We start from the raw sequence: 16,413 nt of genomic DNA on the forward strand, positions 1-16,413 counted from the left end.
GTACGACGAAAACACCCCGGCGTGGTGGTCACCACGCCGGGGCGTCCGTCGATGCGGAGGTCGTGTCACTCGTGGGACGTGCCGCCCTCGTCGCCCTCGTAGCCGCCCTCGCGCTCGATGACCGGCGAGGGGGGTGCGGCCGGGGTCAGCGGCACCGCGATCGGCGCCTGGCCGGTCAGCGTGTTGCCATTGCCGAAGTCGAAGGTCACCGAGACGTTCTGACCGGAGCGCAGCGCCTCGGTCAGGCCGATCAGCCGGAGCTGCGAGGTGGCCTCGGAGTTGAGCTGGAGGTAGCTCAGCGGAGCCAGCTCGACCCGGGCCAGCTCGCCGGGGGCCGCGGGGCTGGCCGAACCCGACGCCCGCGCCGACTCCGGAGCGGACGGCGTGGCCGAGGACGACCCGGTCTCGGACGGGGTCGCCGACGGGCTCTGCGAGCCGGACGTGGAGACCGACGGGCTCTGCGAGCCGGACGGTGACGCGCTGCCGGACGGGGACGCACTGCCGGACGGGGACGCACTGCCGGACGCCGACGCGCTGGCCGAGGCGGACGCCGACGCGCTCGCCGAGCCGCCGCTGATCCGCACCTCGCGAGCGCTCTCGGTGGTGATGGTGACCGTGACCGTCTCCTTGGAGTCGTTGTAGATCACGGCGTTGAGCGGGGCGTCCTGGCCGGCCTTGTAGCCCTCGACGCCCGGGTAGTTCACCAGCAGGCCCCGGACGGAGAAGGAACCGTTGTTGGTCGTGAGGTTGACGCCCTGGACCGACGGCTCCTTCAACGCGGTCTCGGCGATCTGACCGGTGCCGCATCCGGACGCCAGCAGGCCCGTTGCCGCAATCCCGGACAGCAACAGGGCCGCCCGCCGGGATCCCCTGATCGAGCGCGTCACGTCGGTCCTCCTCGTCACAATCCCCACCCGGACCGCATGCCGGGCACGGTGGCCATACCCGCGCAGACCGCGCTCCAGGGTAGTTGGGGCTGATCGAGGCCCGCACGGGGACCCGGCAATGCCACCTGGCCGGGTGCCGTTCACACCACCCGACCGCTCGCCACCAGCAGGACCACGTCGATCAGGGCCACCAGCATCACCGCCCGGAAGGCCGCCACCGGCCGCCGGCCCGCCCGGACCGCCGAGCGTCCGGCGTACCAGCTCAGTGCCGGCACCACGGCGGCCGTGCCGACCGCCGCCAGCCCGATGGCCGACGGCGGCCCGGGTGGTCCGAGGACCAGGGTCGCGGTCGCCGCGAGCAGCAGGCCGGCCGCCGCCGCCCGGCTGCCGGCGGCTCCCAGCCGGTGGGGGAGGCCGCGCACGCCGGTCCGGGCGTCGTCGTCGAGGTCGGGCAGCACGTTGGCGAAGTGCGCCCCGGCTCCCAGGCAGGCCGCCGCCGTCACCAACCAGACCGGTGGGGCCGGCTGGCCCGGCAGCGCCAGCACCACGAAGGCGGGCAGGGCGCCGAACGAGACGGCGTACGGCAGCACCGAGAAGGCGGTGCCCTTGAGCGGCCAGTCGTAGAGCAGCGCGGAGACCAGGGCGACGGTCAGCCAGAACGCCGCCGTCGGGTTCGTGGTCAGCGCCAGCAGCGGGCAGGCGAGCGCGGCCACCGCCGCGGCCCAGGCCGTGGCGCGCCGGCCGACCGCGCCGGCGGCGACCGGTTTGTCGGTACGCCCCACAGTGGCGTCCCGCTCGGCGTCCAGTGCGTCGTTGGTCCAGCCGACGGCGAGCTGACTGGCCAGCACGGCGAGCACCACCGAGACGATTCCGGACGCCCGGTGGCCCACTCCCCACGCCAGCAGACCGGCGACCGTGGTCACCGCCGCGCCCGGTTCTGGATGGCTCGCTCTGACCAGCCCTAACACCCTCGACGACATAAGGGAAGTCTGGTCGTTACCGAGCAGTCGTGCCACGCTCGGTGCCATGCGAGACGTGGCTGCGGCCGCGACGCCCGCCGGCCCGAGGGTGTTGCCGCGTAACGACCCGCGCCAGTACGACGACCTGGCCGGTGAGTGGTGGCGGCCGGATGGCGCGTTCGCGATGCTGCACTGGCTTGCCGCGGCCCGCGCGGCGCTGGTGCCACCGACGACCCGCCCGGGCGCGTTGCTCGTGGACCTGGGCTGCGGTGCCGGCCTGCTCGCGCCACACCTGGCCGGCAGGGGCTACCGCCACGTCGGTGTGGATCTGACCCACTCGGCGCTGGTCCAGGCGGCCGAGCACGGCGTGCGCGTCGTCCAGGGTGACGCGACAGCGGTGCCGCTCCCGGACGGCTGCGCCGACGTGGTCTCGGCGGGCGAGTTGCTGGAGCACGTGCCGGCCTGGCCGCGGGTGGTCGCCGAGGCGTGCCGGCTGCTGCGCCCGGGCGGCCTCCTCGTGCTGGACACCCTGAACGACACGGCGCTGGCCCGGCTCGTCGCGGTACGGATCGCCGAGCGACTGCCGACGGTGCCGCGCGGCATCCACGATCCACGGTTGTTCGTGGATGCCCGGGCGTTGGTCGCCGAGTGCGCTCGACACGGTGTCGACCTGCGGGTGCGCGGCATCCGCCCGCAGGTCACCGGCCTGGTCGCCTGGCTGCTGCGGCGGGCCCGCGCGAGCCGGCCGGGTGCGACGCCGACCGGCACCATCCCGCGCATCGTGCCCACCCGGTCCACCGCCGTGCTCTACCAGGGCTGGGGGGTCCGAAACGGATAGTCGGGCCGTGGCGGGGTACGGCACTGGTGAGGAGGAGGCGAGATGACGGTGCACGCGCTTGAGGCGGCCCGCCGGTTGGCACCCCGGTTCGCCGCGCGGGCGGCCCAGCACGACCGGGACGGTTCCTTTCCGGTGGACGACTTCCGTGATCTGCGGGACGCTGGCCTGTTCGGGTTGCTGGTGCCCCGCGCGCTGGGAGGCATGGGAGCGACCTTCGCCGAGTACGCCGCAGTCGCCACTGAGCTTGCCCGGGGCAACGGGGCGACCGCCCTGGTGTTCAACATGCACGCCTCGGTGACCGGCGCGCTGGGCGCGGTCACCGAGGAGTTGGCCGAGGCGTTGGGCGTGCCGGACGAGGCGCTGGCCGCCCGGGACCGGCTGCTCGCCGCCGCCGCGGGTGGCTCCTGGTACGCGGTCGCGATGAGCGAGCGTGGCGCCGGCGCCCGGCTGTCCCAACTGAGCACCGTCTACGAGGCGACCGACGGGGGCTGGCACCTCAAGGGCAGCAAGACGTTCTGTTCCGGTGCCGGGCACGCCGATGGCTACCTGGTGGCGGCACGCAGCGCGGGCGACCAGTCGGTGGTCTCACAGTTCCTGGTGCCGGCCGGTGACGGCCTGACCGTGGAGCCGACCTGGGACGCGCTCGGCATGCGGGCCACCTCCTCACACGACCTGCACCTGGACGTCACGGTTCCCACGGACCGGCTGCTCGGCGGTGTCGAGGGTCTGGCGTTGGTGGTGGCCCAGTTGATGCCGCACTGGCTGGTGGCCAGTTACGCGGCCGTCTACGTGGGGGTCGCCCGGGCGGCGATCGACGCGGCGGTCGAGCACCTCAACGAGCGCCGGCTGGCCGGTCTGCCGGCGGTGCGGGCCCGACTGGGTCGGGCGGACGCGGCCACGGCGGCCGCCCAACTGGTGGTCGCCGAGGCGGCCCGTCGGGTGGACGAGGCACCGGGCGACGAGGAGACCAACCGCTGGGTGTGGCGGGCGAAGCTGCTCGCCGGCACCACTGCCGCGGAGGTGGCGGCGTCGGTGCTGGAGGCGGCCGGCACCTCGGCGACCCGCCGTGGTCACCCGTTGGAGCGGCTCTACCGGGATGCCCGCTGCGGCTCACTGCACCCGGCCACGTCGGACGTCTGCGCCGACTGGCTCGGCATCGCCGCGTTGGGCGGCGACCCGGATCGTGACGGATCGGCACCGCGTTGGTGAGCCCGGCCACGGGGCTCGCAGGAAAGAACGGCCAGCCGAGGCGGCTGGTGGGACGGCCAGGGGGAGGACAGCATCTGACGAGAGGTGGGGATCGTGTCCGTACCAGTGATCGCGGGGCTCGGGGCTGCGCAGCCGCCGTCCGCTTCGCAGGACGAGTTGTGGGAGGGCTTCTTCTCCCGGCACTTCACCGGCACCACCCGGTCGTTGGCCGAGCGGGTCTTCGCGAACTCCGGGGTGACCCGGCGTCAGGCGGCGGTCAACCCGCTGCTGGAGGACGTCTCGGACTGGCCGACCGAGCGCCGGATGCGCCGCTACCAGGTGGAGGCTCTGCCGTTGGGCAAGGAGGCGGTGGGTCGTGCGTTGACCGCCGCCGGGCTGGGCGCCTGTGACATCGGGCTGTTCATCGTCTGCTCCTGCACCGGCTATGCCACCCCCGGGTTGGACATCCTGCTCGCCCGGGACCTCGGCATGGCCGCGGACACCCAGCGGATGTTCATCGGCCACATGGGCTGTTACGCGGCACTGCCGGGGCTGGGTGCGGCGAGTGACTTCGTCACCGCGCGGGGGCGGCCGGCGCTACTGCTCTGCGCGGAGCTGACCAGCCTGCACATCCAGCCGTCCAGCGCCCGGGTGGACACCCAGCAGATCGTCTCCCACGCGCTCTTCTCGGACGCCGCGGTCGCCGCCGTGGTCGTGCCCGGTGGCCGGGGGTACGCGTTACGCGAGGTCACCTCGGTCACCGACACCTCGACCGCCGACCACATGACCTGGGACGTCACGGATGCCGGCTTCCGGATGGGGTTGTCGCCGAAGGTGCCGCAGGTGCTTTCGAGGCACGTCCGCGGGTTGGTCGACGAGCTGCTGGCCCGGCACGGCGTCACCAACTCCGACGTGGACGGTTGGGCGGTGCACCCGGGCGGTCCGCGGATCCTCAACGTGGTGGAGCGGGAGTTGGCGCTTCCTCCGCAGGGGTTGGCGGCGTCCCGGGCGACGCTCGACGAGCACGGCAACTGTTCGTCGCCGACCGTGTTGCTGATCCTGGACCGGTTGGCCCGTTCGACGCCGGCGGCTCGACGGGTCGTCATGCTGGCCTTCGGCCCCGGCCTCACGCTGTACGCTGCCCTGCTCGATCGACAGGACTGAGTCTCCGCCACCTGCGGCGTTACGCTGGATGGGTGGATGTGACGGCGGATGAGCGGCTGCGCTCGGCGGTGCTGTTCGGTGCGACGGTGGCCGTCCTTGTCGCCGGTGGCTGGTGGTGGCGTTCGGCCGCGCCCTCTCCGGCGGCCGGGCCTGCTGGTGTGGCGACCGCGCCTGCCGTGGGGCCCAGCGTCAGCACGCCGTTGGATCGCGTCCTGGTCCCCGGTGGTGAGCTGACCGCCCGGGTCGATGGAGAGACGGGGACGGGCGTCCGGGCGGTGGATGCCCCGCGGGCGGTGATCGACCCGGCCAACGGCAAGATCATCGACATCGAGGGTGATCCGAGCTGGCTCTTCTTCAAGGGTGATCTGCCCTCGTTCCGGGAGACGATCTGGCGGGAGCGGACGGTGCTGGTGTCGGGGCAGCGCGTCGTCCGGCAGGCGGGCGGCGGTGACTCCCGCTACCTGCTGCAGTACCGGTGCACCAGGCCGGGCACCCTGTCGGTGACGGTCTTCGACGGCGAGTTGGCCGGGCCGTCCGAGATCGACTGCGACGGCACGATCACCACCACCGAGGTGCTTTCGCACGGTCGGCCGTTCCGGGTGTCGCTGGCGACCGTCGGAATGCGCGAGATCGACGTCGAGGCGCAGCTCGTCGGCCTGCCTCGCTAGGGCCATCCGGCCCGCGTGGCGTCAGCCGGCGAGGGCGCTCAGGTCGCCGCGGTAGGAGTCGACGGTCCCCAGGTCGGGCAACACCCGGGTCACCACGCCGTCGCGGTCGACGAGCAGCGCGGTCAGGGTGCCGGGGCGGGCCGGTTGGCCCAGGAACGACCGCAGCCCGCCGGCGGGGTCGGCCAGTGCCCGGACGCCCCTGCCGTCGGGTGGCGGGGTCGCGACCGTCCGCCCTCCGGCCACGGTGACCACCACGACGCCGGCCGGCGCTGCCGTCACGGCCTCGCCGATCCGCTCGGGACAGGGGCAGCCGTCCACCAGGATGATCATCGCGGGTAGCAGGCCGCGTAGCGGCACCGGCTCCTGGGCGGCACCGACCAGGTCGAGCGCGGGCAGTGCCCGCCCGGCGACGGTCGCGGGAGGCGCGTACGGGGCCGGGGTCGGGCGGTCGGTGCCCCGGCTGGCGCGTGGCCAGGCGACGGCGAGGAGGCCGGCCATCGTGGTGAGCACCGCGACCATCAGCACCAGCAGTGGCAGGGCGAGGTGGCCGGAGCGGTCGCGGGCGGCGCGGCGCAGCTCGCGGCGCACCTGGGCGGCCTCGCCGGCGAGCGCCGAGGCGTCGTCGGGGACCACGACGCGGCCCCACTCGGGTGGCAGGCCGGGCAGGCCCTCGGTCGGCCCGTGGCCCTCGGCATCCGGCTTGCCCATCGGACCTCCTGCAAGGGTCTCGAGAGCGGAGTGCGGCTCGGTCTCCAGCGTCGCGCACCAGGGGCACCTCCCGCTACACCTGGGCGCATTCCCGCTGGCCGGGATACCATGGGAGAAGCGCATAGCCCTTGATCTCGACGTTCTGTTCACCCGTGCCGGGCAGTCATCCGCACGTTACGGAGCGTGTTCGAACCATCGGTTTGACCGCCTGTCAAGCTGAAGCAAGACCTCTCACAGGGCCCCTGAGCTGCGCCAACGGTCAGGACATCGGTGAGACATCGGTGCCTGAGCGTGTTACCCTAGACACAGCGAAAGGGGTTTCGAACCTATGGTTTTCAGTGTCGGCGAGACCGTTGTTTACCCCCACCACGGGGCCGCACTCATCGAGGCAATCGAGACTCGGGTCATCAAGGGCGAGCCTAAGCAATACCTCGTCCTGAGGGTCGCGCAGGGTGACCTGACGGTCCGGGTGCCGGCCGAGAACGCCGAGATCGTGGGCGTGCGTGAGGTTGTCGGCGAAGAGGGCCTCGGCAAGGTCTTCGACGTTCTCCGGGCTCCACACACCGAGGAGCCGACCAACTGGTCGCGGCGTTACAAGGCCAACTTGGAGAAGCTGGCCTCCGGCAATCCGCTGAAGGTCGCCGAGGTCGTGCGTGACCTGTGGCGTCGGGAGCGGGAGCGGGGCCTCTCCGCGGGCGAGAAGCGGATGCTTGCCAAGGCCCGCGACATTCTCGTCGGCGAGGTCGCGCTGGCCGAGAAGAGCACCAAGGATGAGGCGGAGACGCTGCTCGACAAGGTCCTGACCGAGGCCTAGTCCGCACAGCATCGTCATCCCGCTACGTAGCGAAGAAACCACCGAGGACCGCGACGTGACCGCGCAGCTCAATCCGCGCGGTGACGTCGCGGTCCTCGTGCCTGCGGCGGGTGCTGGCGTACGCCTCGGTCCCGGTCGACCCAAGGCGCTGCGTCTGCTCGCCGGCGAGCCGCTGTTGGTGCACGCCGTGCGTCGACTGGCCGCCGCGCCGTCGGTGCACACGATCGTGGTGGCCGCACCGGTCGCCGAGGTGCAGGCCGTCCGCGAGTTGCTGGCCCCGGTCGCGCCCGTCATCGTCGTGGCGGGCGGTGCGGAACGGCAGGCGTCGGTGTCCGCCGCGCTGGCCGCGGTGCCCGCCGGCCCGACGATCGTCCTGGTGCATGACGCCGCCCGCGCGCTCACCCCACCCGAGCTCGTCGAGTCTGTCGCGGCGGCGGTTCGCGACGGACGGGCCGCGGTGATCCCGGTGCTGCCGGTCGTCGACACGATCAAGGAGGTCGGTGCCGACGAGGTGGTGCTCGGCACCGTCGACCGTTCCGCCCTGCGTGCGGTGCAGACCCCGCAGGGTTTCCGCCGGTCCGTGCTCAGTGCCGCGCACGCCGCGGCCGGCGACCCCCTCACCGACGACGCCGGGCTGGTCGAGAAGCAGGGCGTGGCGGTGAGCTGCGTGCCGGGTTCGGAGTACGCCCTGAAGATCACCCGGCCGTTCGACCTGGCGCTGGCCGAGCACCTGCTTGCCGCCTCCGCGTGACGCGTACTCTCTGGTCATGATCGTTCCCAGGGTGGCCATCGGTACCGACGTGCATGCGTTCGAGCCTGGCCGGCCCTGCTGGGTCGCGGGCCTGCTCTGGCCCGACCAGGACGGCCTCGCCGGGCACTCGGACGCCGATGTGGCCGCGCACGCCGCCTGCAACGCGCTGCTCTCCGCCGCCGGTCTCGGTGATCTCGGCTCCGCCTTCGGGGTGGGCCAGCCGGAGTGGGCCGGTGCGTCCGGGGTCGCGCTGCTGACCGAGACGGCACGCCGGGTGCGGGCAAGCGGCCTGGAGATCGGCAACGTGTCGGTGCAGGTCATCGGCAACCGCCCCAAGATCGGCAAGCGTCGTGCGGAGGCGCAGGAGGTGCTGTCCGCCGCCGTCGGCGCTCCGGTCACCCTCTCCGCCGCGACCACCGACGGGCTTGGCTTCACCGGCCGCGAGGAAGGGCTCACCGGCATCGCGGTGGCCCTGGTGTACGACGCGCCGGCCGCCTAGGCTCGCCGCGATGTCCAGCGACCCGGCCCCCGACCAGTCCGCCGCCGACGGCTACGTCCAGCGGGCCCAACTTCTCGCCGAGCTCGGCCGCCACGACGAGGCGGTCGGGGAGCTGACCTACGGGCTGGCCCTCCAGCGCGACGACGTGGACGCCCTCACCATGCTGGCCCGGGTGCACCTGGCCGCCGGCCGCCCAGCCGAGGCGCTCACCGCCGCGGACCGGGCCGTGGCGGTCGCGCCGGAGTCCCTCCCGCCGCTTGTCGCCAGGGCCATGGCGCTTGCCGACCTGGAGCGGTATTCCGAGTCGGCGGCCACCGCCGACCGGATCCTCGCCCTCGGCCCGGCCGACGCGTACGCCCAGCGGAGCGCGGCGGCGATCCTGGCGGACGCCCGTAACGGCCAACCGGCGTTGAACGCGGCCTGGCGTGGCGTCGAACTGGCTCCGGAGGAGTCGCAGGCGCACCTCGTGCTCAGTCTGGTCGCCGCCCGCCTGGACCTTTTCGACCTGGCCGAGCGGGCCTACCGGGAGGCGCTGCGGCTCGACCCACGTCTCGCCGATGCCACGCACGACGTGGGTGTCCTGCGGCTGGAGCAGCGCCGCTGGTCGGAGGCGTTGGCACACGTCGCCGAGGCGGTGACGATCAGCCCGAGCCGGATCGACTCGCCACGGACCCTCGCGTACGGGCTGCACCGTCTGGTGCTCTACGGCGCGGGCTGGTCGCTGGTGGCGGCGGTGCTCGTCGCGTTCGCGGCGTCGGCGAACGACGGGTTCTCCCGCATCCTGGCGGTCCTCGCCGCGCTCACCGGCGGGGTTGTCGTCTGGCAGCTCGCGGCCCGGCTGCCGGGACTGACCCGGACAGTCCTGCCCGCCCTGCTGCACTCGGACCGCGCGATGGCCCTGGCGATCTACGCCGTGGCCGCCGCGCCGCTGCTGCTGCTGGTCTACGCGGTGGTCGGTTCCCCGTGGCCCCTGGTGCTGGCGATCGTCGCCACGGCGATAGCCGAGTTCGCCATCTTCACCAGAACCGCCATCCGCTGACCCACCCCCCGGCGTAACCCGTAAAGATCACCAGCGTCGCTCAGCTCGACCAGGTCAGGTTTTCGCCGGAGCCCGACCCGCGCAGGGATCAAGCCTGACCGCCCGAAGCGGGTCGGGCTCCGGCGAAAACCCCCAGGGCGACTAAACAGAACGCGCCCACGTCCAGGCGTATCCCTCGTCCTCGCAGCCACTGGCGGCGTCGCAGAGATCGAGCGGACGGAAGGTGTCGACCATGACGGCCAGCTCGTCGAAGTAGTCGGCCCCGATGGAACGCTCGGCGGCACCCGGCTGCGGTCCGTGGGTGAACCCGGACGGGTGCAGCGAGATCGAGCCCTGCTCGATGCCGGAGCCGCGGCGGGCCTCGTAGTTGCCGCCGGTGTAGAAGAGCATCTCGTCGGAGTCGACGTTGTGGTGGTTGTACGGCACCGGGATCGAGTCCGGGTGGTAGTCGACCTTGCGGGGCACGAACGAGCAGATGACGAAGTTGGGCCCCTGGAAGGTCTGGTGCACCGGCGGGGGCTGGTGGATGCGGCCGGTGATCGGCTCGAAGTCGTGGATGGAGAAGGCCCACGGGTAGAGGTGCCCGTCCCAGCCGACCACGTCGAACGGGTGGTGGGCGTAGACGTGGCGGGTCCAACCGCGCCGGTGCCGGACCAGCACCTCGACCTCCTCGCCGTCGACGAGCAGCGGGGCGTCGGGGCCGCGGACGTCGCGCTCGCAGTAGGGCGAGTGCTCCAGGAACTGGCCGCGGACGGAGAGGTAGCGCTTGGGCGGGCCGATGTGCCCGGTCGCCTCGACGGCGAGCAGCCGGACCGGCTGGTCGCCGGTGGGCACCAGCCGGTGGATGGTCGAGGTGGGGATGACGACGTAGTCGCCGGCGACCGCGTCCAGCACCCCGAACGGGGACTCGATCCGCAGGGTGCCCGCCTCGACGTAGAGGCAGTGGTCGCCGGTGGCGTCGCGGAACAGCGGCGAGGGCCGGTCGGCGAGCACGTACCCGATGCGGACGTCGTCGTTGGCGAGCAGGTACTGCCGGCCGAGGATCGGGTCGGCGCCGCCGGTGTCCAGTTTGTGGGTGCGCAGGTGGCGGGGCTTGAGCGGCAGGTTCGGTGCCCGGGTGAACGTGGGCGGGGTGAACTCGTCGGCGGCCAGGATCGCGGTGGGTGCGTGCCGGTGGTAGAGCAGGGACGAGTCGGAGGAGAAGCCCTCCTGGCCCATCAGCTCCTCGGCGTAGAGGCTGCCGTCGGGTTGACGGAACTGGGTGTGGCGCTTGCGCGGCACCTCGCCGACGCTGCGGTAATACGGCATTTCGCCTCCCGAATTGTCCCGTCCACCGGCCAGGTGTGTCCGATAATCGGACGTTGTTGTCCGTTCCTCGTAGCGTCCCGTACATTCTTGTTCCGTGTCAACGCAGGTGCCCGTACTCCTCGATGGCCTGGTGGACGACGCTGCCGTCTTCCCGCCGGGCAGCGCCGCGCTGCGCGACGCCGTGGCCGCCCACCGGCAGCACCGCGCCGCCTGGTACGCGGACCTGGTCGGTCCGCTGCTGATCCCCGCCTCGACAGTCGCGGCGGGCGAGCTGAGTGCTCTGGTCGACCCGGGCGAGGGCCTGGTGATCGGGCTGATCGGTGACACCGGGATCGGGAACCTGCCGCTCGCGCTCTCGCGCCTGGCACCGGACGGTGTGACCGCGCGTCAGGTCGAGGTGGCGGTCGCCAAGCGCGGTGAGGACCCGCTGCCCGGCGTCGCCGAACTGCTGCGGCTGACCGACACCATGCCGGGCGTGCAGGCCGTGTACGCCGAGCTTCCGTTGACCTTCGGGCTGATGGGCGCACTGGACGCGCTCACCGCCGCCCGCGCCGACGGTGTGCCGATCGCGGCCAAGTTCCGCACCGGCGGCCTGGCCGCCGAACTGTTCCCGACCCCGACCGAGTTGGCCACGGTGATCTGCGCCTGCCGGGACCGGGACCTGCCGTTCAAGCTCACCGCCGGGCTGCACCAGGCCGTCCGGCACCTCGACCCGGAGACCGGGTTCACTCACCACGGGTACGCCAACGTGCTGGCCGCGACGCTGGCCGCCGCCGACGGCGCGGGGGTGAGCCGGGTCGCCGAGCTGCTGACGGCGCTCGACCCGCGCCCCCTGTTGGAACGCGCCACCGCACGGCTGCACGAGCCCCGCCCACTCTGGGTCGGCTTCGGCTCGTGCAGCATCCTGGAACCACTTACCGATCTGATCCGGCTGGGGCTGGTGAACGGGGGCTACGACGCATGACCTGGGTGACCGGCGTTGACGGTTCGCCGTACGGGGTGACGAACCTGCCGTACGGGGTCTTCCAGTGCGACGGCAGCGGGCCGCGGATCGGCGTACGGATCGGGTCGTGGGTGTTGGACCTGGCCGCGGCGGAGGCCGCGGAGCTGGTGCTGGCCGCCGGGGCGTTGTGCCGGCCCACCCTGAACGAGTTCATGGCGTTGGGCCGTCCGCAGTGGGTCGCGGTGCGGCAGCGGATCACCGAGCTGTTGACCGACCCGACGCACCGGGCCGCCGTGGAGCCGATGCTGGTGCCCCTCGACGACGTGGAGCTGTTGCTCCCGATCGAGGTCGCCGACTACGTCGACTTCTACTCCTCCGAGCACCACGCGTCGAACGTCGGGCAGATCTTCCGCCCCGGTCAGCCGGCGCTGTTGCCCAACTGGAAGCACCTCCCGATCGGCTACCACGGGCGGGCCGGCACGGTGGTCGTCTCCGGCACGCCGGTGACCCGGCCCACCGGCCAGCGGGCCTCCGCCGAGGGCCCGGTCACCGGCCCATCGGTACGCCTCGACATCGAGGCCGAGGTCGGCTTCGTGGTGGGCGTACCGAGCGGGTTGGGCGATCGGGTGTCCGTCGACGACTTCGCCGACCACGTGTTCGGGGTGGTGCTCGTCAACGACTGGTCCGCTCGGGACATCCAGGCATGGGAGTACCAGCCGCTCGGCCCGTTCCTCGGCAAGTCGTTCGCCACCTCGGTCTCGGCCTGGGTCACGCCGCTGGACGCGCTCGGTGACGCCTTCGTGCCGGCCCCCGACCAGGACCCGCCGGTGGTCGACTACCTGCGCGACGTGCCGCACCTGGGTCTGGACCTTCGGCTGGCGGTGGAGTGGAACGGCGCGCTGGTCAGCGAACCACCGTTCGCCACCATGTACTGGACGCCCGCCCAGCAGTTGGCCCACCTCACCGTCAACGGCGCGGCACTGCGCACCGGCGACCTGTACGCCTCCGGCACCGTCTCCGGCCCCGACCGGTCGCAGGTCGGCTCGTTCCTGGAGCTGACCTGGGGCGGGGCGGAGCCGGTCGCGGTGGGCGACGAGAGCCGCACCTTCCTTGCCGACGGCGACACGGTGACCATCACCGCCACCGCTCCCGGCCCGGACGGCACCACCATCGCCCTGGGCGAGGTCACCGGCACGGTCCGTCCGGCCCGCTGAGTAGGCCGTCCGGCCGGCCCGCTGAGTGGGCCCGTTCCGTCCGGTCTGTTGACCGGGCTCGTTCCGTCCGTCTCGCCCATGGGACCCGTGATCGCACCGGCTGTGCGACCGCCGGCCCTGGTTGAACCGTTGATCGTCCGGATACGTCGCCTCGCCGCACGGTCCGGGCCACCCTCCTGGTTACCAGCGGCGGTGGGGCCCATCGCACACGGAGGTAACGACGATGCACGATCTCGCGGGCGCGGTCTGGCGTACCAGCAGCCGCTCCAACGACCAGGGGCTCTGCGTGGAAGTGGCAGACAACCTGGTCGATGTCCATGGTCTGGTCGCCATCCGCGACTCCAAGGACCAGACCGGCCCCACACTCGCGGTCAGCCCGCTCGGGTGGACGGCGTTCATCGGCGCGATTCGAGTCGGTCGGTTCGAAGGCTGACCGGCGCTTCGGCACCGGTCGGCGACGACCGGTGCCGAACCGTCGTCCAGGGCCTGTCCCGGTGGTCGTCCGGGACTGTCCCAGACGGCGGATCGCTTGCCGAGACCAGTTCGTACAACTGGTCTGGAGGACATGAGAACCCATTCGGTTGTGGGCGGAATTCGCCCCAACACACGCAACGCAATCCTCGGCATCATCTCCCTGCTCGTCGCGCTCAGCGTGATCCTCGCCCTGGTGACCGGCTCGGGTGACAACGCCAACGCCGCCAAGAGTCGCGTGCAGGTCATCGAGCCCGCCGCCGAAGGCTCCGGTGGCACGTCGGCCCAGGGCAACGACGGCACCGCCGAACGGGCCATCGCCGAACGGTCCAGCAGCGAGCTGACCCAGGGCGACGAGGTCACCGCCGACCAGGCCGCCGCTGACGGCAGCGACGTGGCCGAGGGCAGCGCCGACGCCGACTCCGACCAGGCCGCCGAGGACAGCGGCGAACTGGCCCAGGGCGACGAGGTCACCGCCGATCGGGCCGCCGCCGGCGCGAAGAAGGCCAGGCCGTGCGAAGGGCACGGATACAAGCGGTACAGCCCGCGCCGTACGTTCCAGTGGCAGAAGACGTCGCCCTGGTTCTGGGCGACCCGCAACTCCAAGCCGGGCGACGCGTACGTGCAGTTCCGTTCGGGGGGCGGCGAGTACGTCTACAAGCAGCTGACGAACTGCAGCATCGTCCGCGGGTGGATGGCCGGGGCCGCTTCCTACCGCACCAACCAGTGCGGTGACATGCGATCGTGTCAGCCATCGGCCTGGCAGACCATCACGGAGAAGGGCAGTTGCTCACGGGTCTACAACAAGATCCGCGCGTACGACCCCACGCACCACAAGTGCTTCACCTACTAGTCGGCGCACCGCCGCGGGCCCCGCTCAGGTGACCTGCACCGGCTCTCTGGCCTGATCATCAGTCGTACCGACTTGAAACGTTCCCACCGCCCGGCCATGCTCAACCGGCCGGGCGGTGGGTCGTCCACTGTCGACACGACGCGGTCGGAATCGAGCGACGTCGACGCTCGGATGCGCCAGCAGGGTGTCGGGCTGGCTAAGCACGGGGGAGGAACGGTCGATGGCGAACGAGCAGTCCACCGCCGGTGGGGCGCCTGACCCACAGGCCGCCCGCTCGGCGGCCGAGTTCGTGGCCCAGATGCGGGCGCTCCGTCAGTGGTCCGGACTGACCATCCGGCAGGTTACGAGGAAGGCGCAGGAGGCTGGCGACGTGCTGCCGCACAGCACGCTGAACACGGCGTTGGGCCGGGCCACCCTGCCGAGGGAGGAATTGGTCGCGGCCTTCGTCCGGGCGTGCGGCGGCGATCAGGACACGGTGAACGCCTGGATCACGGTGCGCAAGGGACTCGCCGCGGCCGCGGCCGGTCAGCCCGAGCCGGTCGCCACCGTCGCCACCGTCGCGGGGACAGCCGGTGCCAGTTCGATCGCCGACGAGCCGAGGGTCCGCCCGCCGTGGGGGCTGCTCGACGCGGTACCGCCCCTACCGGCCGAGCTGTCGCAGGTGACCGACTGGGAACGCGACGGCGTGCGGCCGCCGGAGACGACCGGCGACGAGCCGGACAGCAGCGAGACGGTGACCCCGGGGTCGGCTGTCGCCGGGTTGGCAAGCGACGAGCCAGCCGCCGCCGTCGAGAAGCCGCACCGATACGCGCCCGAGCCGAATTCGTCCGCCCCGCGCGAAGCCGCGGCGTCGCCCCGGGTGCCCGAGCCGGCCGCGACGCGGCCCGACCTGGCTGCCGCGCTGCCGGAGCCGACTGCGACGCGGTCCGAGCCGGCCGCGACGCGGTCCGAGCCGGCTGCCGCGCTGCCGGAGCCGACTGCAACGCGGTCCGAGCCGGCCGCAACGCGGTCCGAGCCGGCCGCAACGCGGTCCGAGCCGGCCGCAACGCGGTCCGAGCCGACTCGCGCGCTGCCCGAGCCGGCTGACGCGTGGTCCGAGCCGGCTGGCGTGCTGTCCGAGGCGGGCGCGGGTGAATCGGTTCCGGCCGCGGACCGGCCGTCGCGTGTCCACGCGTACTCCGACGGGCCGCTGGCCACGGCGGTGCGGAACCGGCGCGACGGCGCCTGGTCAGGGCTGCACCGCAAGCGGGCCGCGGAGGCCGACGGGGCGGCTGTCGCACCGCTGCGGCTGCGCGACTTTGTGCCGCCGCTGGCTTTTCGGGCCGGCTGGTCGACGCGTGTGCTCCTCGGCGCGATGGTTGTCCTGCTGGTCCTGGTGGCCGTCGGCGTGGCGGTCCGGGCACTCCGCGATGCCAACCGGGGTGACGGCCCGACAGGCGTGCAGGCGGGGCCGACCGTCGCCCAGGACGACGGGGGGCAACTGCTGTCGAAAGATCGCGACGGGAAGACAGCCAGCCCCAGCCCTCCGGCGATCATCGTCGTACCGGCGCCCACGACCAGGGCGCCGAGGTCACCCAGGGCATCGCCGACGAGGGCGGTCGCCGCCGCGCTGCCCGCGGCCGGGAAGTACCGCATGATGCCGGCGGCCACTGTCGGCGGGTCGAACTGTGTGGGCGTGGGTCCGGAACCCGGGAACGACCGGCCGGAGGTGGCCGTGATCGTCCCGTGTGCCGAGGCCGAGCCCGCCGCGAGCGAGCTGCGGAAGGTCGCGGCGGACACGTACCAGATCTACTGGGCGCGCCCGTCCGGCGGCGGCGGATGCCTACAGGTCGACCCCGACCCGAACGGCGAACCATCGACCGCCCACGGGCAGTTGCTGGCACCGCGCGGCTACTGCGATCGTCCGGATCAGCGGTTTGTCCTCGAACCGGTCCAGACGAACGCGGGCCAGGGTTACCGGCTGCACGCCGCGACCGCACCGAAGATGTGCATCGGCCCAGTCGACGGTGGCCGAACGGCGGGCACCGCCGTCGCCCAGGTGTCCTGTTTCAACGACAACGTGCAGGTGTTCCTCTTCAAGCCGTAGCGCCCCCCGGTCCGCGTTTGTGG

General features: G+C 72.6%; 17 protein-coding genes. 13 read left to right on the forward strand and 4 right to left on the reverse strand.

Annotated elements, in window-relative coordinates:
- Positions 1-65 precede the first annotated feature (65 nt).
- Positions 66-887: a hypothetical protein gene (locus ACGFIW_RS14075; protein WP_393314462.1), complete on the reverse strand. Its 822-nt coding sequence runs from the start codon at positions 885-887 to the stop codon at positions 66-68.
- Positions 888-1,027: 140 nt separating this feature from the next.
- A complete protein-coding gene (locus ACGFIW_RS14080) occupies positions 1,028-1,867 on the reverse strand; it encodes a UbiA family prenyltransferase (RefSeq protein ID WP_393314465.1) in 840 nt (279 codons plus the stop codon).
- A gap of 46 nt (positions 1,868-1,913) precedes the next feature.
- On the opposite strand from ACGFIW_RS14080, the gene ACGFIW_RS14085 reads away from it, so the two are divergent.
- The 4 genes from ACGFIW_RS14085 (at position 1,914) to ACGFIW_RS14100 (ending at position 5,704) form a co-directional block, all read left to right on the forward strand.
- Positions 1,914-2,684, forward strand: a complete 771-nt coding sequence (locus tag ACGFIW_RS14085; protein WP_393314468.1) for a methyltransferase domain-containing protein — start codon at positions 1,914-1,916, stop codon at positions 2,682-2,684.
- 42 nt (positions 2,685-2,726) lie between these two features.
- Positions 2,727-3,893, forward strand: a complete 1,167-nt coding sequence (locus ACGFIW_RS14090; RefSeq protein WP_393314471.1) for an acyl-CoA dehydrogenase family protein — start codon at positions 2,727-2,729, stop codon at positions 3,891-3,893.
- A gap of 93 nt (positions 3,894-3,986) precedes the next feature.
- A complete protein-coding gene (locus ACGFIW_RS14095) occupies positions 3,987-5,036 on the forward strand; it encodes a type III polyketide synthase (protein ID WP_393314474.1) in 1,050 nt (349 codons plus the stop codon).
- 32 nt (positions 5,037-5,068) lie between these two features.
- Positions 5,069-5,704 (forward strand): hypothetical protein, encoded by a 636-nt coding sequence (locus ACGFIW_RS14100; RefSeq protein ID WP_393314477.1) that lies wholly within the window; start codon positions 5,069-5,071, stop codon positions 5,702-5,704.
- A 21-nt stretch (positions 5,705-5,725) separates the two neighbouring features.
- Here the strand turns inward: ACGFIW_RS14100 and ACGFIW_RS14105 are convergent, their stop codons facing one another.
- Positions 5,726-6,412, reverse strand: coding sequence for a hypothetical protein (locus ACGFIW_RS14105; RefSeq protein WP_393314481.1), 687 nt, complete (start codon positions 6,410-6,412; stop codon positions 5,726-5,728).
- A 328-nt stretch (positions 6,413-6,740) separates the two neighbouring features.
- Between ACGFIW_RS14105 and ACGFIW_RS14110 the strand changes: the two genes are divergently transcribed.
- Genes ACGFIW_RS14110 through ACGFIW_RS14125 form a run of 4 tightly spaced genes read left to right on the forward strand, consistent with a single transcriptional unit; the run spans position 6,741 to position 9,515 of the window.
- Entirely contained in the window at positions 6,741-7,226 is a 486-nt protein-coding gene (locus tag ACGFIW_RS14110; RefSeq protein ID WP_007073334.1) for a CarD family transcriptional regulator, read from the forward strand.
- 55 nt (positions 7,227-7,281) lie between these two features.
- Positions 7,282-7,977 carry a 2-C-methyl-D-erythritol 4-phosphate cytidylyltransferase gene (ispD, locus tag ACGFIW_RS14115; protein ID WP_393314484.1) on the forward strand — a complete coding sequence of 232 codons (696 nt, stop codon included), beginning with the start codon at positions 7,282-7,284 and terminating at the stop codon, positions 7,975-7,977.
- Between the two features lie 16 nt (positions 7,978-7,993).
- Positions 7,994-8,476 carry a 2-C-methyl-D-erythritol 2,4-cyclodiphosphate synthase gene (gene ispF, locus ACGFIW_RS14120; protein WP_393314487.1) on the forward strand — a complete coding sequence of 161 codons (483 nt, stop codon included), beginning with the start codon at positions 7,994-7,996 and terminating at the stop codon, positions 8,474-8,476.
- A gap of 10 nt (positions 8,477-8,486) precedes the next feature.
- A complete protein-coding gene (locus tag ACGFIW_RS14125; RefSeq protein ID WP_393314490.1) occupies positions 8,487-9,515 on the forward strand; it encodes a tetratricopeptide repeat protein in 1,029 nt (342 codons plus the stop codon).
- Between the two features lie 141 nt (positions 9,516-9,656).
- Here ACGFIW_RS14125 and ACGFIW_RS14130 read toward each other — a convergent pair whose 3' ends face one another.
- A complete protein-coding gene (locus tag ACGFIW_RS14130) occupies positions 9,657-10,823 on the reverse strand; it encodes a homogentisate 1,2-dioxygenase (RefSeq protein WP_393314493.1) in 1,167 nt (388 codons plus the stop codon).
- A 94-nt stretch (positions 10,824-10,917) separates the two neighbouring features.
- On the opposite strand from ACGFIW_RS14130, the gene ACGFIW_RS14135 reads away from it, so the two are divergent.
- The 5 genes from ACGFIW_RS14135 (at position 10,918) to ACGFIW_RS14155 (ending at position 16,390) form a co-directional block, all read left to right on the forward strand.
- The gene (locus ACGFIW_RS14135; RefSeq protein ID WP_393314496.1) at positions 10,918-11,787 is read left to right on the forward strand and encodes a hypothetical protein; all 870 of its coding nucleotides are present in this window, start codon (positions 10,918-10,920) and stop codon (positions 11,785-11,787) included.
- Positions 11,784-12,980: a fumarylacetoacetase gene (gene fahA / locus ACGFIW_RS14140; RefSeq protein WP_393314499.1), complete on the forward strand. Its 1,197-nt coding sequence runs from the start codon at positions 11,784-11,786 to the stop codon at positions 12,978-12,980. The genes ACGFIW_RS14135 and fahA overlap by 4 nt, the downstream gene beginning before the upstream one ends.
- A 223-nt stretch (positions 12,981-13,203) precedes the next feature.
- Positions 13,204-13,413: a DUF397 domain-containing protein gene (locus tag ACGFIW_RS14145; RefSeq protein WP_393314502.1), complete on the forward strand. Its 210-nt coding sequence runs from the start codon at positions 13,204-13,206 to the stop codon at positions 13,411-13,413.
- Positions 13,414-13,545: 132 nt separating this feature from the next.
- Entirely contained in the window at positions 13,546-14,304 is a 759-nt protein-coding gene (locus ACGFIW_RS14150) for a hypothetical protein (RefSeq protein WP_393314505.1), read from the forward strand.
- A 220-nt stretch (positions 14,305-14,524) separates the two neighbouring features.
- Positions 14,525-16,390, forward strand: a complete 1,866-nt coding sequence (locus ACGFIW_RS14155; RefSeq protein WP_393314508.1) for a helix-turn-helix domain-containing protein — start codon at positions 14,525-14,527, stop codon at positions 16,388-16,390.
- Positions 16,391-16,413: the final 23 nt, after the last annotated feature.

The sequence above is a fragment of the Micromonospora sp. NPDC048935 genome (genome assembly GCF_043197875.1).
In the GTDB taxonomy this organism is placed as follows: domain Bacteria; phylum Actinomycetota; class Actinomycetes; order Mycobacteriales; family Micromonosporaceae; genus Micromonospora.